Origin of the sequence: Baekduia alba (assembly GCF_028416635.1) — a bacterium.
GTDB lineage: Bacteria > Actinomycetota > Thermoleophilia > Solirubrobacterales > Solirubrobacteraceae > Baekduia > Baekduia alba.
The window spans coordinates 4774789-4793378 of sequence record NZ_CP114013.1; the positions used below are offsets into that span (position 1 = coordinate 4774789).

Genomic DNA, 18590 nt, shown 5'->3' on the forward strand with positions numbered 1-18590 from the left:
CATGAAGGTCATCAGACCGGGCGGGGCTCCGCACGAGGAGCCCCGCGGCGTCGTCGGCGGTCACGAGATCTCGCGCGCGACGACGGGCAGCGAGAACCTCTTCATGGGGATCTTCCGCCTGCCGGCGGGCGCGCGCTCGCGGCCGCACTTCCACGCCAACTGCGAGAGCGCCTGCTACCTGCTGAGCGGCGGGATGCGCATCCGCTGGGGCGAGCGGCTGGAGCACGTCGTCGAGCTCCAGCAGGGCGACATGCTGTGGGTGCCGCCGCACGAGACGCACGTGCTGGAGAACCTGTCCGACGACGACGACGTCGAGTACGTCGTCGCCCGCAACTCGCCGACCGAGGACGCCGTCGAAGTGCCCTGGGCCCCGCGATGAGGCTGCGGGTGCTGGAGGGCGACTACGCGGTGTGCCGGCTGGCGGCCGGCGTCGACGCGCCGGTCGTGCCGCCGTCCGGCACCGGCTTCTGGTCGCTGACCGAGGTCGGCGAGGAGCGGTCGCTGGTGTGCCTGGAGGACCTCGTCGGCGACGACGCCGGCGTGGTCGTGCGCGGCTGGCGCATCGTCGAGGTCGCCGGCCCGCTGGACCTCGGGCTGACCGGCGTGCTGGCGTCGATCGCCGCGCCGCTGGCGGAGGCCAACGTGCCGATCTTCCCGATCGCGACGCACGACACGGACTGGGTCCTCGTGCCCGGCGGGCAGCTCGACGCCGCGGTCACCGCGCTGCGTGACGCCGGCCACGACGTCGTCTGACGGCGCGCGTCAGAAGCCGACCGCCTCGAACGCCGCCTCGCGCCGCGGGTCCTCCTCGTAGCGGAAGCGGTCCGGGCTGACGCCCCGGGCCTCGGCGAGCTCGAGCGCGACGCGCTGCACGACGGCGGTGAGCGGGAAGATCGAGAGCTGCTCGCCGAGCCGCTCGTCGGCGGCGAAGCGGACGACGCGCGCGCCGGTGACCGCGACGGCGTCGGCGATCTTCGCGGTGCGCGCGGCCATCGGCCCGCCGCCGTCGAGGACGACGAGCGCGTCCTGGACGTCGAGCGCGACCGACGGGCCGTGGAAGAACTGCTCGGAGGACAGGCCCTCGGCCGCGACGTAGGACGCCTCGCGGATCTTCAGCGCGCCCTCGGCGGCGGTCCAGGCGTTGGGGCCGGCGCCCACGAGCTCGACGAGGCGCGGCGGCACGTCGAGCAGCGGGCCGGGGAGGTCGAGCACACGCTGGACGGCATCGGGGACCGCGGCGAGGTCGCCGCCCAGGTCCGCGCCGAGCGCGATGGCGATCTGGGCGACGCGGGCGAGCGCCGCCGTGTGGCTGGCGGTGTAGGCATAGGACTTCTCGGCCGCCACCGTCTCGACGTCGCCGCCGGCGCCGATCGCGCTGATGTGCACGGTCGCGGCGCCCGCGTCGCGGGCGCGGCGCAGGACGTCCATCGAGTAGCCGGTGTGGCCGGTGTGGCTCAGGACGATCACGCCGCCGGCCGGATCGACCGGGACGTCGTAGGGCGCGAGGTCCGCCGCGTGCGCGGCATGCGCCCGGACGCCCGCCGCGCGCAGGAGCCACGCGCCGTGCTGGGCCGCGTGCCAGCTCGTCCCGATCCCGACGAGCAGCACCTCCCGCCCGCGCAGCGTGTCCGCCGCGGCGCGCGCCGGGCCGGGATCGGCGAGGACGCGCGCCAGCTCGTCGGGCTGGGACCACAGGGTCGGGCGCATGTGCGAGGACATGCGCGGCAACTCTACGTCGCGGCTGCAGGGCGCGGGCCCGGATCGGGCAGCGGCGTCAGGCGCCGCTCGATCCGCTCGCGCTGGCCCTCGAACTGCGGCGGCAGGATGATCTTGCGCCCGAGCTCCTCGACCGGCGAGTCGATGGTGAAGCCCGGCGCGTCGTCGGCGATCTCGAACAGCACGCCCGACGGCTCGCGGAAGTAGATGGACTTGAAGTACGTGCGGTCGATGATCCCGCTCGTGTGCACGCCGGCGGCCGTGATGCGGTCCTGCCACTCGGGGTGCTCGACCACGGTCGTGCCCCACGCGATGTGGTGGACCGAGCCGCCGGACTGCCGCCCGCGCTCGGCCGGCGCCGGGTCGTAGGCGATCCAGCCGCCGCGGCGTTCGCCGCGCAGCGTCCAGACGTCGTCGCCGCTGCGCTCGGCGCCCAGCACCTTCTCCAGCAGCGCGCCGCTGCGCTCCGGGTCGGTCGCGTACGCGCGCACGCCCTCGAAGCCCTGCAGCGCGTGCTCGGCCGGGATGTCGGGCGCGCCGGCGATCAGCGGCGCGTCGCCGCTCTCGTCGACGACCAGCTCGTGCTCGAGCCCCTCGGGATCGCTGAACACGACGGACCCCTCAGCGCCGCGCGTGACCGGCACCTCCAACGACGGCAGACGCTGCGCCCAGAACACGAGCGCCGCGTCGGAGCCCACGCGCCAGACGATCCGGTGGATCATCCCGGCGCCCGGCCGGCCCGGGATCGCGTGCGGGTACTCGAAGAACGTCATCTCCGAGCCGGGATGGCCCTGCTCGTCGGCGTAGAACAGGTGGTAGACGTTCGGGTCGTCCTGGTTGACGGTCTTGGCGACGAGCCGCAGGCCGAGGACCCGCGTGTAGAAGTCGAGGTTGCGCTGGGCGTCGCCCGTGATCGCGCTGATGTGGTGGATGCCCTGGAGCCGCACGGAGGCCTCGCGGACGAGGCTACACCGCGGCGCCGGGGTAGAACGAGCAGCCCGTGAAGTAGTCGCCGGCGGGCGAGGCCAGGAACGCGACGAGCTCGGCGCGCTCGCCGGGGGCCGCGCCCGCGCGCGGCCGGATCGCCGTGATCCGGACGCCGAAGCGCGCCCACTCGACCGACAGCGTCCGCGCCGCGTTCTCCAGCGCGGCGCCGACCGCGTTGGCGTGCTCGCCGGCGTCGGCGATCGGCGCCAGGAAGACGACCTTGCCGCCGCCGCCCGACCCGCCCTCGTCCGAGCCGTCCCCGATCCACCCCGCGTTGACCACCGCGCGCACGACGTTCCAGCCGTCGTCCACCGCACGCCGCAGCCCGGGCATCCCGCCGCCGGCCTCGGCGAACTCCGAGCCCGCGTCGACCACCAGCACGTCGATCGGCCCGAGCGCGCCGACCGCGACCGCGACCGCGTCCTCGTCGCCGAGGTCGCCGTCGACCGTCACCACCCGCGCGCCGAGCGCGGCGGCGCGCTCGCGCTCCGCCGCGCCGTCGCCGACGACGCAGACCGTCAGGCCTTCGAGGACTCCGGGGCGCAGCACGTCGAGCACGGCCCGGACCCTACCTCCCGCGGCCCTAGGACTTGCCCGCCGCCTCGGCCTCGCGGATCGCCTCGCGGCGCGGCCGCAGGGTCGCCTCGCTCAGCACCAGCTCGTCGAGCATCGCGGCGGCCGCCTGCTCCATGACGTCGTTGGCTCCGACGACGCCCTCCTCGTCGATGAACTGCGTGTGGAACGGGATGTTCACCGCCTCGAAGACCGGCAGCATCTTCAGCGTCGTCACGACCTGCTTGAGCATCTGCACCGCGCGCGTGCCCGCCGCGATCCCGCCGTAGCTGACGAAGCCGACCGGCTTGTGCTGCCACTCGAAGTGCAGGAAGTCGATCGCGTTCTTCAGCGGCGCGGTGAACCCGTAGTTGTACTCCGGCGTGACGAAGACGAACGCGTCGCCCGCGTCGATCCGCGCCGACCAGTCCTTGGTGTGCTGGTGCTCGTACCGGCGCAGGCGCGGGTGGTTGGGCTCGTCCATGAACGGCAGGTCCACCTCGACGAGGTCGACGAGCTCGACGTCGAACGCCCCGTGCGCGCGTGCGCGCGAGACGAACCAGTCGGCGATCGGCTCCCCAGCGCGGCCGGGGCGCGTGCTGGCCAGGATGACGTGCAGCTTGGGCATGCGGGATTCAGGAGGCCTTCTCGATGGGAGGGTTCGGGAGCGCGACGGGGACCCAGTCGTGGGCCCACGTCTTCAGCGCCTCGATGACCGGTGCCAGGGCCGTGCCCTTCTCGGTGAGGTGGTAATCGGCCCGCAGCGGGCCGCTGCCGGCGACGGGCCGGCGCTCGAGCAGGCCCTCGGCCTCCAGCCAGCGCAGGCGCTGGGCGAGCATCGTGTCGCTGACGCTCGGGATGAGCGCCTTGATGTCGGAGTACCGGTGCCGGCCGTCGAGCACCGCTCGGAGGATCGCCCCGCTCCAGCGCGCGCCGATCAGCTCGACGGCGTAGTGGAAGCGCGGGCACATGGCCTCGACCTCGGTCATGCGGGCCAGCATAGCTCAGGAATTCGTAGTTGCTACGGAATCCGTAGTCCGAACCGGGATGGCGACGCACCGGAACCTTGGGCCGGGTGCGCGGGTTGTGTCGTTGATGCGCCGCACCCTTCTCCCCGTGCTCGTCCTCCTGGTCGCCTTGGGCGGCGCCGCCCGCGCCGACGCGCGGGTCATGCTCGTCGCCACCGGCGAGCCGGTCGCCACGCTCCTCGACGTCCAGTCAGGCGCGCTCGTCGCGCGCGTCCCGGTGGCCGGCGCGGCGCGCGCGGTGGCGATCGGGCCCGACGGCGCGCGCGGCTACGTCGCGGCCGGCGCGGGCGTCGCGGCGCTGGACCTCAACGGGCGCACGCGCGTCGGCGACGTCCAGCTGACCCGGACGCCGACCGCGCTGGCGATGGCCGCCGGCGGCGTCCGCCTGGTCGCCGCGCGCGCCGGCGCGCTGGACCTGATCGACCCGCTCGCCATGACCGTGACCAAGACGATCCAGCTCGACCCCCGGGCGAAGAGCCCCTCAGCGCTGGCGGTCTCCGCGGACGGCGCGAAGGCCGTCGTGGCGCTCGACGCCAAGCGCATCGCGATCGTCGACCTGCTCGGCAGCGGCGTGCGGCGCATGCAGCTGGCCGGCGTCACCGGCGTCGCGTTCGCGCCGACCGGCCGCCACGCGTTCGCGCTGACGGCGACCAAGAAGCGCACCGCGCTGGTGACGATCGACACCGCCGGCGGCAGGCTCGGCCGCACGATCCGGACCGCGCCCGGCCCGGGCGGCGGCGTCGCCGTGACCGCCGACGGCAAGCACGTGATCGCCGGCGCCGGGCCCGGCTCGCGCGTCACCGCGGTCTTCGACCTCCCGCGCGGGCGCGTCGCGGCGCGCGTGGCGACCGGTACCGGCCCGGGCCATCCGGCGGTCGCGCCCGACGGCGTCCGCCTCTACACCGCCGACGAGCGGGCCGGGACGATCAGCGTCCTGAGCGCGCTCTCGTTCCGGCGCCTGTCGATCCGGCGGCTGAGCGGCGACGCGCACCCGCGGGCGCTGGCGATCCAGGCCGGGGTCGGCCTGGCGACCGGCACCGACGGCCCGGACAAGCTGACCGGCACCCGCCTCGGCGACCGGCTGCTGGGCTTCGGCGGCGACGACACGCTGCTCGGCGGCCGCGGCGCCGACCTCCTGTACGGCGGCGCCGGGAACGACACGCTCGACGGCGGGGCCGACAACGACAAGCTCTACGGCGAGGACGGCAACGACCGCCTGTTCGCCCAGGCCGGCAACGACACGCTCGACGGCGGGCCGGGCAGCGACTACGCCAACGGCGGCACGGGCGACGACGAGGTCGACGGCGGCGACGGCGACGACTCGCTGGACGGCGGCGACGGCGACGACGTCGTGCGCGGCGGCGCCGGCAACGACCGCATCGTCGAGCTCGGCCTGGGCAACGACATGCTGTTGGACGGCGGCGACGGCAACGACTACGTCGACGGCAACCGCGGCACCGACGACATCGACGGCGGCACCGGCGACGACACGCTGCTGGGCGGGCCGGGCGGCGAGAAGGTCGACGGCGGGGACGGCAACGACACGATCGACGGCGGCACCGGCGGCGACACGGTCTTCGGCCGGCTGGGCGCCGACGCGATCCGCGGCGACGCCGGCCGCGACACGCTCTATGGCAGTGAGGGCGACGACGCGATCGACGGCGGCTCGGGCGACGACAGGCTCTCCGGCGGCGACGGCAACGACGAGATCGTCGCCGGGCCGGGCGCCGACACCGTGGCCGGGGGCAGCGGCCGCGACGACATCCGCGTCGCCGACGGCGACCACGACACCGTCGACTGCGGTCCCGGCCGCGACACGGTGTACGTGGAGGAGGACGCCCCGACGCGCGACACGCTGCGCTCCTGCGAGATCGTGAAGCTGGTGCCGGCCGACGCCGCGACCGACGCGCCGCCGCCGTCCAACAACATCTTCGGGACGGTCGGCAACGACACGCTCTACGGCACCGAGAACGCCGACTCGCTGTTCGGCAACGACGGCAACGACGTCCTGTTCGGCAACGGCGGCGACGACTACGTCGACGGCGAGAACGGCGACGACGAGCTCCACGGCGGCCTCGGCGACGACGCGCTGCACGGCCGCGGCGACAACGACGTGATCCTCGGCAACGAGGGCGACGACTCCATCACCGGCGACCGCGGCAACGACACCATCAACGGCGGCCCGGGCAACGACACCATCTTCGGCAACCTCGACGACGACATCATCGCCGGCGACGAGGGCAACGACCGCATCCAGGTCGTCGGCGGCGGCTTCGACCGCGTGTCGTGCGGCGACGGCGCCGACGTCGTCTTCGCCGACGCGACCGACGAGGTCGCGCCGGACTGCGAGGACGTCCGTCGGTAGGCGAGCGCCGCGAGCGCCGCGAACGCCGCGAACCCTGGATCCGTGTCGTCTGGTGTCCCTATGTGGGACACCAGACGACACGGACCTCGGCGAGCGCCGCTCCGCCCCCAGCCCTTAGCGCCGCGTGATCGCCGAGCGGGCGGTGGCGTTGCGGGCGTGGCCGTCGCGGTCGCTCGCGGTGATCGCGAAGCGCAGCGTGATGCGGCGGTGGCGGTTCAGCGCTCGCAGGAGCGAGCGGCGGGTCTTGGCCGACACCTTCATCTTGACGGTGGTCAGCGTGTTGGCGGGCAGGACGCGCTTGGCGGTCTGGGTGCGCAGCGTCCTGACGACCGCCGCCCCGGCCCTGCGCGTCGTCCTGGTGACGAGGAACGTCCCGCCCGCGGTCAGGCGGCAGATCGCGGTGCAGGAAACCCGCAGGCGCACGACGCCGCTCTTCCACGGCCGCTGCGTGGACGCCGCGACGACCTTGACCTCCGGCGCTCCGCCCGCGGCGCCCGGCCCGCCGCCGGGGCCGGTCGGCGTGGTCCCGGCGGGCGGCGGCGCGGTCGCGCCCGGCGGCGGCACGCACGCGCCGCTGCCGGACAGCCGGACCACGGGCCCGTCGAGCGACGTCGCGTAGACGCGGCCGCAGGCGTCCTGGCCGAACGACGAGAGCGTCGAGACGTGCAGGCCGGTGTCGACGTCGCCGGTCGCGCTGCCCGGGCCAACGGTCACGGCGCGGATCTTGCCGGCGTAGGTGTCGGCGTACACGTACTTGCCGAGCAGGTCCGGGAGCGCGGGGTCGCGGACGACGTAGCCGCCCGCGATCGACGCGAAGTTGTCGGGCGCCCCGTGCTTCTTCTCGAGCACCGGGAACGTGAAGCCGGCCGGCGACCCGGCCGGGTCGCTCGTCCCGCGCGGGTGGTTGCCCTCGTAGGTGTTCCACCCGTAGTTGGCGCCCGCGCCGCGCCCGCCGGCGGCGGCCGCGAAGTCGACCTCCTCCCACGTCTCCTGCCCCACGTCGCCGATCACCAGGTCGCCGGTCGCCCGGTCGAACGAGTAGCGCCACGGGTTGCGCAGCCCGTAGGCCCAGATCTCGGGCTGGGCGAAGCCCGGGTTGCCGGCCGGGATCGTGCAGCCGCCACCGCAGCCGTTGCCCGGCGTCGGGTCGATCCGCAGCAGCTTGCCCAGCCGCGCGTCGTGGCCGGCGCTCGCGTCGTTCCACGAGGGATCGGTCTTCTGGGCGTTGCCGAGCCCGTCGTTGCCGCCTCCGCCGTCCCCGGTCCCGACCCAGAGCAGCCCGTCGGGGCCGATCTGCAGCTGGCCGCCGTTGTGGTTGTCCTCCTTGCGGTGCGGGATGCTCAGCACCACGCGCTCGCTGGCGGGGTCGGCGTGGTCCGGGTCGGTGGCGTGGAACGCGCTGACCGTCAGGTCCGAGCCCACCGCGCCGGCGCCGCCCGGCGGCTGCGCCGTGTAGTAGACGTAGAACGTGCCGCTGATCGCGTAGTCGGGCGCGAGGGCGACCGACAGCAGCCCCTGCTCCTCGCCCGAGGAGCGGACGCGGCCGGTGATGTCCAGGAAGGTCGAGGCCGCGCCGTTGCGGACGACCATGATCTTGCCGCCCTTCTGGACCACGAAGACGCGCGAGATGTCGGTGGGCGGCGCGGCGACGTCGACCGGCTGCTGGAACGTCCCGATCGGCGCGAGCGTCACCGCCGCCGGCGCGGACGGCGCCCCGAGCGCCAGCGCCCAGCCCACCGCGACCGCCAGCCCCATCCCCACGCGCCGAGTCATTCTGCGGTCCTACCCCCGCACCCGACGGCGAAGCCCCGCTCAGCGGCGCAGGCGCGCGTCGACCGACGACCGGCGCTGCGCCTTGCTGTCGACGGCGTGCGCCGTGACGACCACGCGGGCGGTGACGGCGCGACCGCCGGCCAGCGCGCGGCGGAGCCTCGCGCGGATCGCGGCGCTGACCCGCAGCGACGCCGTCCGGGCCTTGCCGGCCCGCAGCGCCAGCGCCCGCGGCGTGGTCCGGCCGACGATCGCCCGGCCGACGCGCAGCGACACCTGCACCTGGGCCGAGCAGGCCACGACGCAGGCGATCGACGCCCGCACGAGCCCGGACGTCGCGCGCTGACGGGCGGGCACGTCGAGCGTCACGCCGACCGCGTCGCAGACGCCCGCGCCCTGTGACAGGCGGTACAGCCAGCCGTCCAGCGACGTCACGTACACGCGACCGCAGCCGTCGACGCCGAACGACGTCAGCGCCGGTTGGGCGAGGCCCGTCTCGACGTCGCTCGTGACCTGGCCGCCGCCGACCGTCGCCGCGCGGATCGTCCCGCTGTTGAACACGCCGTAGAGGTACTTCCCGTTCAGCGCCGGCAGGCCCGGGTCGTGCACGACCACGCCGCCGATCACCGCGTTCCAGGACTCCGGGGCGGCGTGAGAGCGCACGATCGCCGGGCCGACGCAGCATCCGGCCGGCGGGCTCCCCGCGTCCGGCGGACCGGGATCCTGGCCCTCGAAGAACGGCCAGCCGAAGTTGACGCCGCGCGCCCGCCCGGCGCTGGTCGGTGCCACGTCGACCTCCTCCCAGCGCGCCTCGCCGACGTCGGCGATGAACAGGTCGCCGCTCGCCGCGTCGAACGAGAACCGCCACGGGTTGCGCAGTCCGTAGGCCCAGACCTCGCGCTGCGCGAAGCCCGGGTTGTCGGCCGGGATCGTGCAGCCGCCGCCGCAGCCGTCGCCCGGCGCGGGGTCGATCCGCAGCAGCTTGCCCAGCAGCGCGTCGTAGCCGGCGGCGGCGTCGTCGGCCGCCGGGTCCAGCAGCTGCGAGTTGCGGCCGAACCGCGTGTCGTCGCCGCCGTCGCCGGTCCCGATCCACAGCCGTCCGTCCGGCCCGAACGCCAGCTGGCCGCCGTTCTCGTACTGGTCGCCCCGGTGCGGGATGCGCAGGATCACGCGCTCGCTGGCGACGTCGGCGTGGTCGGCGTCGCGCCGGCGCAGCTCGCTGACGACCACGTCGCCGCCGTCGTTGGCCACCACCGCGCCCGCCGGGGGCCGCGCCGTGTAGTACACGTACAACTTGCCGCTGGTCGGGTAGTCGGGGGCGAACGCCAGCCCGAGCAGCCCCTGCTCCCCACCGGACTTGACGCGATCGGTCAGGTCCGCGAAGACCGACGCCGTGCGCCCCTGCACCGCGATGATCCGCCCACCCTGCTCGACCACGAACACCCGCGACCGGTCACCGGGCGCGGAGACGACGCCGACCGGCGTATCGAGCCGCGCCACGCCGACCAGCGACAGCCCCGAGGCGCCGAACGACGCCGACGGCGCGACGGCGAGGGCCATGACCCCGAGCAGCAGGCCGAGGATCGCGCGCTGTGCGGCCCGCACGGGCGTGGCCGGGAGTCGCCGGCGAGCGCCGGCGTGCGGCCGCACGTCAAGCCGCTGGCGACTTCCAGGCGCGAGCGTGCGGCCCGCAGAGCGTGCGATCACGCGGCGGCGGTGCCGCGCTTGCCGGCGCGGCGGAGCGCGCGGCGCTCTTCGCGCACCCGCGCGACGATCCCGCGGCGCCCGTGCGCCTCGAGGCCGTTGTACAGCACCTTGATCGCGTCGAAGATCTCGTTCGCGGTCGCCTGCGCGCGGTCGCGCGTCGGCTCGGCGACCGGCTCGAAGCGGAACGGGTCCCCGTACTGGATGGTCACCTTCGGGAACTCGAGCTTCTTCCAGTTGCGGACCTTCGAGGAGCCGTGGATCGCGATCGGCACGACCGTCGCGCCCGTCTCCAGCGCCAGGCGGCCGATGCCCGGCTTGGCCTGGTCGGCGAGCTTGCCGTCGCGCGACCGGCCGCCCTCGCAGTACATCGCCAGGCAGCCGCCGCGGCCGAGGATGCTGTGCGCGGTCTCGATCGCCTCCTCGTCGCGGTGCCCGCGACGGACCGGGAAGACGCCGCCGTGCGTGTAGACCCACTGCATCGGCGGCTTGAAGAGCTGCGACTTCGCCATGAACCGCACCTTGCGGCGGATCGAGCCGCCGACGAAGAAGTGGTCCATGAACGAGAAGTGGTTCGGCGCCAGGATGACCGGCCCGGTCGGCGGGACCTTGTCGGTCGAGATCGACCGCGCGCGGAAGAACGACCACGCGTACAGGAGCGTCAGCGAGCGCACCGCCTCGTAGGCCCAGTCGGGCTCGCGCGTGCGTCCGCGCTCGTGGAAGCGGTCGAAGTACTCCTTCGGGCGCTCGTCGAGGTAGACCTGCGCCTTCATCTTCGCCAACTGCTCGGACTCGCCCACGATGCGAGAATGTTACCCGCGATAGTCACCCGGGGTGCGCCACATGTGAGGCCGAGCCTCCATGAAGTCGGCGGCGGGACGGTCACCCGGGGTGCGCCACATGTGAGGCCGAGCCTCCATGAAGTCGGCGGCGGGACGGTCACCCGGGGTGCGCCACATGGAGGCTGTCCCTCCTCCATGTGGCGCATGGTCCCCAGGCGTGCTCCGGGACGGTGGGTCAGGCCATACCGCGGAGCGGCGATCGGTCGGCACAACGGCGAGTCGTCGCAGGAGGAGACGGTGTGCGCTGTTGCGATGTCCCCCGGCCGATCACTTGCCAGCATGATGCGGCACCACGGGGTCGCCCTCTATCGCCACGCGGTCGGAACATCGCCGTCCAGGTTCCGCCCGTCGGTCGAGGGCATGTGAACGTCCGGTCAGCCACCTATGTTCCCGCGCATGGCGGACATCGAGGCCCACATCACGGGCACCGTGTGGAAGATCGAGTGCAAGATCGGCGACACCGTCGGGGAGGGCGACACGGTCGTCATCCTCGAGTCCATGAAGATGGAGATGCCGGTCGAGGCCGAGGACGCCGGCACGGTCAAGGAGATCCTCTGCGAAGAGGGCCAGGCCGTGAACGAGGGCGACACGCTCGTCGTCCTCGAGTAGCGCCAAATCACTAGCCTCCCGCCGCGAATGGCGGGCGAACTCCTCATCGACGAGCCGTTGGACGGGGTCCGGCGGCTGACGATCTCCAACCCGGCGAAGCGCAACGCGCTCGACCACGCGATCCTCGACGGGATCGCGGCGGCCGTCCGCGGCGCCGACGACGGCGCCACCCGCGCGATCGTCCTCACCGGCGCGCACGGGATGTTCTCGTCGGGCTACGACATCGGCGACATCCCCGAGGACGTCTTCGCGGCCGAGGCCGAGAAGCTCGTGGCCCATCCGTTCACGAGCGCGATCGACGCGCTGGACGCGACCGACGTCCCGACGATCGCCGCGCTGCCGGGTCACACGATCGGCGGCGGGCTGGAGCTGGCGCTCGCCTGCGACCTGCGCGTCGCCCGCGACGGGATCAAGCTCGGGATGCCGCCCGCCAAGCTCGGGCTCGTCTACTCGCACACCGGCCTGCGCCGCTTCCTGCACGCGATCGGCGAGCCGCGCACCCGCCAGCTCTTCCTGCTCGGCCGCAACATCAGCGCCCGCGAGGCCAAGACGTGGGGCCTGCTGCACGAGATCGCCGGCGAGGAGGACCTCGAGGGCGTCGCGCTGGACTGGGCCGCCGAGCTGACGGCCAACGCGCCGCTGAGCGTCCGTGGCAACAAGCGCGTCCTGCGCGCGCTGCTCGACGCCGAGGCGACGCTGGACCCGGCCGTCGAGGCCGAGCTGATCGCGCTGCGCAAGGCGTGCTTCGCCTCCGAGGACCTGGCCGAGGGCGTGCGCGCCTTCGCCGAGAAGCGCCCCGCGCGCTGGCAGGGGAAGTAGCCGACCGTGGCCGCCCCGTCGCGCAAGCAGGTCGAGGCGCTCGAGACGCGTGTCGACACGCTCGAGCAGAGCGGCCAGTACGACGAGGCGATCGCGGTCCTGGGCGAGCTGCAGGAGCTCACCGGCGAGGACCAGCGCTGGCACGTCGCCTGGATGCACGTGCTCGCCGGACGCCGCGGCGACGCCGACGCGATCTGGGCCGCGCTGGAGCGCGACCATCCCGGCGACCCGACGGTCCCGTTCCTGGCCGGCAGCGCGCACGCCGAGGCGGAGGAGCCCGCGGTGGCGGCCGAGTTGTTCGGGCGCGCGCTGGAGCTGGCGCTGCACTCGGGCGCCGACGGCGAGACGCTGCGCCAGATCGTCGGCGAGCGGACGACGGCGCTGGCCGACGCCGGCCTGCCGGCCGAGGCGGTCGACGAGGCCGCGCGCCTGGCGCTCGCCCGTGCCGCGGCGCAGGGCGTCGACACGCCGGTCGCGACGCCCTACTTCCCGCTGGACGAGTTCGCGCGCGCGGTCGAGGCGTGGCCGTCGTTCGCGGCCGACTGGGCCGCCGACGGGCACGAGGCCTACGCCCTGGAGCTGGACCGCCGGATGCGCGCGGTCGCCCCGGGCGCGCCGCGCCACCCCGTCGTCGTCCCGCTCACCGTTGCGCGGGTGCACGAGCTGGCCGCCGAGAACGAGTTCGACCCCGAGGCCGCCGAGGCGCGCGCCCGCGCCGCCTACGAGCTCGCCCAGGAGGGCGGCGCCGTGGCCTGGCCGCCGGGCCGCAACGACCCGTGCTGGTGCGGCAGCGCCAAGAAGTACAAGAAGTGCTGCGGGCGCTGAGCGCTACGCCGCCCGCAGGAACGCCTTGAGCGTCGCCACGCGCCGGAAGCCGAGCCGCTCGTAGACCGGCAGCCCGTCCGGGCTGGCCTGGAGCGTCGCGCTCGTCGCGCCGGTCGCGAGCGCCCGCGCCATCACCGCGGTCAGCAGCCGGCTGGCGAGGCCTTGGCGGCGGAAGCGCTGCTCGGTCGCGACGTACTGGATGCTGATGTCGTCTCCGATCCGCAGCGTCAGCGCGACGCACGCGAACGCGCCGTCGGCCCGCAGGCCGTGCGTGACGAGGCGGTCGTCGCGCAGCGCCCGGACCAGCGGCGCCAGCTGCTCGACCTGGCCGTAGGCGCGGTCGTTGATCTCGCCCAGCTCGGAGAGCGACGGCTGGTCGACCTCCACCGAGGCGACCGGCGCGCGCCGGTCGAGCGCGAGCCCCAGGCACGGCATCGCGATCCGGGGCTCCTCGCGCCGGCCCGGCACCGCGTCGGCGACGGTCCACAGGCAATGGGGCAGGCCGGCGTCGTCGGCCGCCGGCGGCGGCGCGTCGGCCGGCACGACCGCGGCGTCGAGCCAGTGGTTGTCGGCGGCGAAGCCGACCACGGCGCCGACGGCGTCCGGGCGGCGGACCGCCCCGTCGCCGCCGAGCGTCGCGACCATCTCCCCGAAGCCGAGGATCGACCGCCTGGCGAGCTCTGCGTCGTCCACGCCCGAGACGCTAGCGACGCGAGCGCGCCACTACTTGCAGTGCGTCGGCCAGGGCGTGATCCACGAGTCGCCGTTGCCCTGGGCGTCGTTCATCCGGCCGCCGAAGATCACGCACGTCCTGGGCGCCTTCGCGTACACCGGGCCGGCGTAGTACTGGTAGTCCAGCGAGTTGTCGGCCTTGTAGAGGCCGCCGGGCTTCTGGGCGGCCAGGCTCGCCTCGACGAACGTCGGCACGCCGACCGCGCGCCGCTTGATCGTCACGGCGCAGTTGCGCTTCGACCCGCCGTCCCAGAGCAGGTACGTCGTGCCGAGCAGGCCGCCCTTGGGGCCGCGCAGGTCGTGGTGGTCGATGACGTGGAACGCGCCGCCGCACACGCCGACCGGCGTATACGGGTTGGTCGCGGCCGAGGCGGCTGGCGCGGCGACCGCGAGCGTCGTCGCCGCGGCGGCCAGGGCGATGCGGATGCTGGGGCATGCACCGTTCCGTACCCAGGAACGGCGCCTCCGATCGTGAGGGCTTCGTGAGAGCGGCTCAGCGCTCGGCGGCGGCGTGGATCGCCGCCCGGATCTGCGCCAGCTCGGTGCCCTTCTCGAGGTAGGCGTGGGCGCCGATCTGCTTCGACGGCGCGGCCATGCGCGCGGCCGACAGGCTCGACAGGCCGATGATCGACGTGCGCGGCGCGCGGCGGCGCATCTTCGGGATCGCCTGCAGGCCGCCCATCCGGGGCATCGACATGTCCAGGAGGACGACGTCGGGCTGGAGCTCGGCGGTCGCCTCGACCCCGGCCTCGCCGTCGGCGGCCTCCCCGACGATCTCGATCGCCGGGTCCTCGGCCAGCGAGATCCGCATCAGCGCGCGGAAGCCCTCCGCGTCATCGCAGAGCAGCACGCGGATGGGGTCGTCGGCGGCAGCCACGTAGTGCACATCATCGGTTGGTGAGCGACGTTCCGCCATCCCCACTTCTGATGATCGGCGGGTAGACGATGGTCCAGGTCGACGTCCGATCGGAGGACCCGGGACCGTCCGGAGCGCTGCCTACTGTGCCGGGCATGCCGCCGCTGATCACCCGCCAAGAAGCCGTCCGCCTCGGCGAGATCGAAGATCACGACGCGATCCTGGCCCTGGTCGAGCGCGCGTGGGCGGCGCGCCAGGAGCAGTTCGGCGACAGCACCGACATGTGCTCGCTGGTCAACGCGAAGTCCGGCGGCTGCGCCGAGGACTGCGGGTTCTGCGCGCAGTCGCGGTTCGCGGAGGCCGAGACGCCGATGCACGCGATGATGGAGCCCGAGCAGATCCTCGAGCACGCCAAGGCCGCCGAGGCGGCCGGCGCGCACCGGTTCTGCATGGTCACCCAAGGCCAGGGGCTGTCCAAGCGCGACTTCGAGAAGGTGCTCGAAGGCGCGCGGCTGGTGGCCGAGAACACGAACTTGAAGCGCTGCGCGTCGGTCGGGCACATGTCCGTCGACCGCGCCAAGTCGCTGAAGGCCGCGGGCATCCAGCGCGTGCACCACAACGTCGAGACCGCGGAGTCCTACTACCCCGAGGTCTCCTCGACGGTCCGCTACGAGGGCCGGCTGCGCACGATCCAGGCGGTCGAGGAGGCGGGGCTGGAGACCTGCGTGGGCGGGATCCTGAACCTCGGCGAGTCGCGTGAGCAGCGCGTCGAGATGGCGTTCGAGCTGTCCAAGATCAACCCCACGTCGGTCCCGATCAACCTGCTGAACCCGCGGCCGGGCACCAAGTTCGGCGACCGCGACTACATGGATCCGTGGGAGGTCGTGAAGTGGATCGCGATCTTCCGGCTGGTGCTGCCGGCGGCGCTGTTCCGGCTGTGCGGCGGCCGCGTCGAGAACCTCGGCGAGCTGCAGCCGCTGGCCGTCAAGGCCGGGCTCAACGGCGTGATGATGGGCAACTTCCTGACGACGCTGAACGCCGATCCCGCCGACGACCGCGCGATGTTCACCGACCTCGGGCTGAACATCAACCGCTACGCCGACAACGGCGCCAACCCGCGGCCGGACAACCGCTCGGGCTGGCTGGACGGCGAGACGTCGAACGTCGTCGAGGACTACCTCGACAACGCGGGCCAGGCCGAGGCGGCCGGGATCAAGATCACGACGTGGGATCCGGCGGCGCAGCTGCGCTACGCCAAGAAGAACAAGGTGCCGCCACGGCCCGACGGGGCGCCGAACCGCTGGCCCGGCGCCGAGGAGGCGGCCGAGCCGGCGCAGCTGTCCGGCATGCCGTTCGGGCACTGAGCGCGCGCCGACGATCGTGAGCGACATCGAAGCCCGCCTGGAGGATTTGCGGGAGTCCGGCCTCTACCGGCGGATGCGCCACGTGTCCGGGCCGCAGGGCTCGCGCGTGGTGCTGGACGGCCGGCCCGTGCTCCTGCTGTGCTCCAACAACTACCTGGGGCTCGCGGATCACCCGCGCGTCCGTGAGGCCGCGGCCGACGCGGCGATGCGCTGGGGCGCGGGCGCCGGCGCGTCGCGGCTGGTGTCCGGGACGATGACCGTGCACCGCCGGCTGGAGGAGGCGCTGGCGGCGTTCAAGGGGACCGAGTCGGCGGTGCTGTTCGGCTCCGGCTACCTGGCGAACCTCGGCGTGGTCAGCAGCGTCGCGAAGCTCGCCGGCGACGGCGCCGTGGTGTTCAGCGACGAGCTCAACCACGCGTCGCTCATCGACGGCTGCCGCCTGGCGCGCGCCGACACGTTCGTCTACGACCACTGCGACGTCGAGCACCTGGCCTGGGGCCTGAAGCAGCACCGCGGCCGGCCGGGGCTGATCGTCACCGACTCGGTGTTCTCGATGGACGGCGACGTCGCGCCGCTCGAGGAGCTCGTCGAGCTCGCGCGCCGCCACGGGCTGCGCACGGTGGTCGACGAGGCACACGGCACCGGCTGCCTCGGACCCGGCGGGCGCGGCGCGGTCGCCGAGGCGGGGCTGGACGGCGAGGTCGACGTCGTCGTCGGCACGATGGGCAAGGCCCTCGGGGCCTACGGCGCGTTCGCGGCGTGCAGCACGGCGATGCGCGACTACCTGACGAACACCGCGCGGTCGCTGATCTTCTCCACGGCGCTGCCGCCGCCGGCGGTGGCCGGCGCGCTGGCCGCGCTGGACGTGCTGCAGGAGCACCCCGAGATGGTGGACAAGCTCCAGGCCAACGCCGGGATCATGCGCGACGAGCTGGCGCGCGAGGGCTTCGAGGTCGCCGGCTCCTCGACGCAGATCGTGCCGCTGGTCGTCGGCGATCCCGCGCTGGCGATGACGGTCTGCGAGAAGGCGATCGAGGCCGGGGTCTTCGCGCAGGCGATCCGCCCGCCGACCGTCCCGGCCGGCACGTCGCGACTGCGCCTGGCGCTGATGGCGACCCACACGCGCGACGAGCTGCGCGCGGCGGCCCGGACGCTGGGCCGCGCCGCGCTCCAGGCAGGCTTCCGCCCCGGCGCCGGCGTCCCGCTGGCCGCCGCGCAGCCCGCCGGCCACCCGGACGAGCGCCTCTCCGCGCCGCTGGCGACGCCGGGCGAGGACGCGACCGCGGCGGCGGCGTAGCGTCGGTCGGCGTGCGCGGGCTGTTCGTCACCGGGACCGACACGGAGATCGGCAAGACGGTCGTCGCGGCGGCGCTGACCGCGGCGCTCGCGGCCGACGGCGTGCCCGTCGGCGCGTTCAAGCCGGTCGTCACCGGGACCGACGAGGAGCCCGCCGACGGCAAGCCGCGCGACCACGACCTGCTCGCCGCCTGCGCGGGCATGGAGCCGCACGCGGTCGCGCCCTACACCTTCGGCCCCGCCGTCTCGCCGCATCTGGCCGCCGAGCTGGACGAGGTCGCGATCGACCCCACCACCTTGGTCGAGACCGCGCGGCGCACCGCGGCCGGGCGGACGCTGATCGCCGAAGGCGTCGGCGGCCTGCTGGTCCCGCTGACGCTCGACGGCTACCTCATCCGCGACCTCGCGGTCGCGCTGGACCTGCCCGTGGTCGTCGTCGCCCGACCCGGGCTGGGCACGATCAACCACACGTTGTCGACCCTGGAAGCCGCGCGCGCGGTGGGCCTGCACGTCGCCGGCGTCGTCGTCACGCCATGGCCGGAGGAGCCGACGCCGATGCAGCGCTCCAACGTCAACACGATCGCGGTGCTGGGCGACGTCGACGTCGCGACGCTCGCCCCGCTGCCCGGCTTCGCCGTCGCCCAACTGGCTCGCGCGGGCGCGACCCTCCCCTACGATCTCTGGCTGGGATGAGCCATCGGAGCGACGGCATCACGCTCGACCACGTCGTCATCGCCGTGTCGGACTGGGCCCGCTCCAACGCGTTCTACCGCGACGTCTGCGGCGCCGACCTCGTCGAGCTGACCGAGCCGCCGCCGACCCGCTGGCGCTACCGCTTCGGCGACATCAACTTCAACGTCCACGGCCCGGGCATGGCACCCGACCCCGTCGCGCGCATCCCGGCACAGCCCGGCATGGCCGACCTCTGCCTCGTCTGGCCCGGCACCGCCGAGCAGGCGATCCAGCACCTCCAGGAGCACGGCATCGCGGTCGAACAGGGCCCCGTGCCGCGCAACGGCGCGGGCGGCCCAGGGTTCTCGGTGTACTTCCGGGACCCGGACGGCAGCCTCCTGGAGTTCATCTCCTACGCCGAGCAGCCGTAGCGCGGCGCGCGGGCCACCGACC

Annotated in this window: 21 protein-coding genes; 10 read left to right on the forward strand and 11 right to left on the reverse strand. The window is 74.2% G+C overall.

The window, feature by feature from the left end; all coding sequences use genetic code 11:
* Position 1 precedes the first annotated feature (1 nt).
* Together DSM104299_RS23815 and DSM104299_RS23820 are read left to right on the forward strand one after the other, a co-directional pair.
* Entirely contained in the window at positions 2 to 379 is a 378-nt protein-coding gene (locus DSM104299_RS23815) for a cupin domain-containing protein (protein WP_272474163.1), read from the forward strand.
* A complete protein-coding gene (locus tag DSM104299_RS23820) occupies positions 376 to 753 on the forward strand; it encodes an ACT domain-containing protein (protein WP_272474164.1) in 378 nt (125 codons plus the stop codon). Before DSM104299_RS23815 ends, DSM104299_RS23820 begins: the two co-directional genes overlap by 4 nt.
* Positions 754 to 762: 9 nt before the next feature.
* Here the strand turns inward: DSM104299_RS23820 and DSM104299_RS23825 are convergent, their stop codons facing one another.
* From DSM104299_RS23825 to DSM104299_RS23845, 5 genes are read right to left on the reverse strand one after another with little or no spacing between them, the layout of a single operon-like run.
* The gene (locus tag DSM104299_RS23825) at positions 763 to 1719 is read right to left on the reverse strand and encodes an SIS domain-containing protein (RefSeq protein WP_272474165.1); all 957 of its coding nucleotides are present in this window, start codon (positions 1717 to 1719) and stop codon (positions 763 to 765) included.
* 11 nt (positions 1720 to 1730) lie between these two features.
* Positions 1731 to 2663, reverse strand: a complete 933-nt coding sequence (locus DSM104299_RS23830; protein ID WP_272474166.1) for a VOC family protein — start codon at positions 2661 to 2663, stop codon at positions 1731 to 1733.
* Between the two features lie 19 nt (positions 2664 to 2682).
* A complete protein-coding gene (locus DSM104299_RS23835; RefSeq protein WP_272474167.1) occupies positions 2683 to 3261 on the reverse strand; it encodes a Rossmann-fold NAD(P)-binding domain-containing protein in 579 nt (192 codons plus the stop codon).
* Positions 3262 to 3286: 25 nt separating this feature from the next.
* Positions 3287 to 3883: an NADPH-dependent FMN reductase gene (locus DSM104299_RS23840; RefSeq protein WP_272474168.1), complete on the reverse strand. Its 597-nt coding sequence runs from the start codon at positions 3881 to 3883 to the stop codon at positions 3287 to 3289.
* A 7-nt stretch (positions 3884 to 3890) separates the two neighbouring features.
* The gene (locus DSM104299_RS23845) at positions 3891 to 4244 is read right to left on the reverse strand and encodes a winged helix-turn-helix transcriptional regulator (RefSeq protein ID WP_272474169.1); all 354 of its coding nucleotides are present in this window, start codon (positions 4242 to 4244) and stop codon (positions 3891 to 3893) included.
* A 127-nt stretch (positions 4245 to 4371) separates the two neighbouring features.
* Between DSM104299_RS23845 and DSM104299_RS23850 the strand changes: the two genes are divergently transcribed.
* On the forward strand, positions 4372 to 6648 hold the full coding sequence (locus tag DSM104299_RS23850) for a hypothetical protein (protein ID WP_272474170.1): 2277 nt from the start codon (positions 4372 to 4374) through the stop codon (positions 6646 to 6648).
* Between the two features lie 114 nt (positions 6649 to 6762).
* Here DSM104299_RS23850 and DSM104299_RS23855 read toward each other — a convergent pair whose 3' ends face one another.
* From DSM104299_RS23855 to DSM104299_RS23865, 3 genes are all read right to left on the reverse strand, one after another.
* Positions 6763 to 8421: a PQQ-dependent sugar dehydrogenase gene (locus tag DSM104299_RS23855; protein ID WP_272474171.1), complete on the reverse strand. Its 1659-nt coding sequence runs from the start codon at positions 8419 to 8421 to the stop codon at positions 6763 to 6765.
* 39 nt (positions 8422 to 8460) lie between these two features.
* Positions 8461 to 10023, reverse strand: coding sequence for a PQQ-dependent sugar dehydrogenase (locus DSM104299_RS23860; RefSeq protein ID WP_272474172.1), 1563 nt, complete (start codon positions 10021 to 10023; stop codon positions 8461 to 8463).
* Positions 10024 to 10121: 98 nt separating this feature from the next.
* Positions 10122 to 10922 (reverse strand): lysophospholipid acyltransferase family protein, encoded by an 801-nt coding sequence (locus DSM104299_RS23865; protein ID WP_272474173.1) that lies wholly within the window; start codon positions 10920 to 10922, stop codon positions 10122 to 10124.
* Positions 10923 to 11360: 438 nt separating this feature from the next.
* Between DSM104299_RS23865 and DSM104299_RS23870 the strand changes: the two genes are divergently transcribed.
* Genes DSM104299_RS23870 through DSM104299_RS23880 form a run of 3 tightly spaced genes read left to right on the forward strand, consistent with a single transcriptional unit; the run spans position 11361 to position 13217 of the window.
* Positions 11361 to 11573: a biotin/lipoyl-binding carrier protein gene (locus DSM104299_RS23870; protein ID WP_272474174.1), complete on the forward strand. Its 213-nt coding sequence runs from the start codon at positions 11361 to 11363 to the stop codon at positions 11571 to 11573.
* 27 nt (positions 11574 to 11600) lie between these two features.
* Entirely contained in the window at positions 11601 to 12392 is a 792-nt protein-coding gene (locus DSM104299_RS23875; RefSeq protein ID WP_272474175.1) for an enoyl-CoA hydratase/isomerase family protein, read from the forward strand.
* Positions 12393 to 12398: 6 nt separating this feature from the next.
* Complete coding sequence (locus DSM104299_RS23880; RefSeq protein ID WP_272474176.1) at positions 12399 to 13217, forward strand: SEC-C metal-binding domain-containing protein; 819 nt, start codon at positions 12399 to 12401, stop codon at positions 13215 to 13217.
* Between the two features lie 3 nt (positions 13218 to 13220).
* Here DSM104299_RS23880 and DSM104299_RS23885 read toward each other — a convergent pair whose 3' ends face one another.
* From DSM104299_RS23885 to DSM104299_RS23895, 3 genes are all read right to left on the reverse strand, one after another.
* Positions 13221 to 13910: a GNAT family N-acetyltransferase gene (locus tag DSM104299_RS23885; RefSeq protein ID WP_272474177.1), complete on the reverse strand. Its 690-nt coding sequence runs from the start codon at positions 13908 to 13910 to the stop codon at positions 13221 to 13223.
* Between the two features lie 30 nt (positions 13911 to 13940).
* Positions 13941 to 14285, reverse strand: a complete 345-nt coding sequence (locus DSM104299_RS23890; protein ID WP_272474178.1) for a hypothetical protein — start codon at positions 14283 to 14285, stop codon at positions 13941 to 13943.
* 157 nt (positions 14286 to 14442) lie between these two features.
* Positions 14443 to 14826 carry a response regulator gene (locus DSM104299_RS23895; RefSeq protein ID WP_272474179.1) on the reverse strand — a complete coding sequence of 128 codons (384 nt, stop codon included), beginning with the start codon at positions 14824 to 14826 and terminating at the stop codon, positions 14443 to 14445.
* Positions 14827 to 14960: 134 nt separating this feature from the next.
* Between DSM104299_RS23895 and bioB the strand changes: the two genes are divergently transcribed.
* The 4 genes from bioB to DSM104299_RS23915 all read left to right on the forward strand — a co-directional run bounded on the left by bioB (position 14961) and on the right by DSM104299_RS23915 (position 18568).
* Complete coding sequence (gene bioB, locus DSM104299_RS23900) at positions 14961 to 16169, forward strand: biotin synthase BioB (protein WP_272474180.1); 1209 nt, start codon at positions 14961 to 14963, stop codon at positions 16167 to 16169.
* 73 nt (positions 16170 to 16242) lie between these two features.
* Entirely contained in the window at positions 16243 to 17466 is a 1224-nt protein-coding gene (gene bioF, locus DSM104299_RS23905) for an 8-amino-7-oxononanoate synthase (protein WP_432419789.1), read from the forward strand.
* Positions 17467 to 17477: 11 nt separating this feature from the next.
* Entirely contained in the window at positions 17478 to 18158 is a 681-nt protein-coding gene (gene bioD / locus DSM104299_RS23910) for a dethiobiotin synthase (RefSeq protein WP_272474182.1), read from the forward strand.
* Positions 18155 to 18568 carry a VOC family protein gene (locus tag DSM104299_RS23915; protein WP_272474183.1) on the forward strand — a complete coding sequence of 138 codons (414 nt, stop codon included), beginning with the start codon at positions 18155 to 18157 and terminating at the stop codon, positions 18566 to 18568. The genes bioD and DSM104299_RS23915 overlap by 4 nt, the downstream gene beginning before the upstream one ends.
* Positions 18569 to 18590: the final 22 nt, after the last annotated feature.

Coding starts and splice junctions, on each gene's coding strand:
- DSM104299_RS23855 (WP_272474171.1), bottom strand. CDS start 8,421: ATGACTCGGCGCGTGGGGATGGGGCTGGCGGTCGCGGTGGGCTGGGCG.
- bioF (WP_432419789.1), top strand. CDS start 16,243: ATGCGCCACGTGTCCGGGCCGCAGGGCTCGCGCGTGGTGCTGGACGGC.
- DSM104299_RS23875 (WP_272474175.1), top strand. CDS start 11,601: ATGGCGGGCGAACTCCTCATCGACGAGCCGTTGGACGGGGTCCGGCGG.
- DSM104299_RS23915 (WP_272474183.1), top strand. CDS start 18,155: ATGAGCCATCGGAGCGACGGCATCACGCTCGACCACGTCGTCATCGCC.
- DSM104299_RS23815 (WP_272474163.1), top strand. CDS start 2: ATGAAGGTCATCAGACCGGGCGGGGCTCCGCACGAGGAGCCCCGCGGC.
- DSM104299_RS23820 (WP_272474164.1), top strand. CDS start 376: ATGAGGCTGCGGGTGCTGGAGGGCGACTACGCGGTGTGCCGGCTGGCG.
- DSM104299_RS23825 (WP_272474165.1), bottom strand. CDS start 1,719: ATGTCCTCGCACATGCGCCCGACCCTGTGGTCCCAGCCCGACGAGCTG.
- DSM104299_RS23840 (WP_272474168.1), bottom strand. CDS start 3,883: ATGCCCAAGCTGCACGTCATCCTGGCCAGCACGCGCCCCGGCCGCGCT.
- bioB (WP_272474180.1), top strand. CDS start 14,961: ATGCCGCCGCTGATCACCCGCCAAGAAGCCGTCCGCCTCGGCGAGATC.
- DSM104299_RS23870 (WP_272474174.1), top strand. CDS start 11,361: ATGGCGGACATCGAGGCCCACATCACGGGCACCGTGTGGAAGATCGAG.
- DSM104299_RS23845 (WP_272474169.1), bottom strand. CDS start 4,244: ATGACCGAGGTCGAGGCCATGTGCCCGCGCTTCCACTACGCCGTCGAG.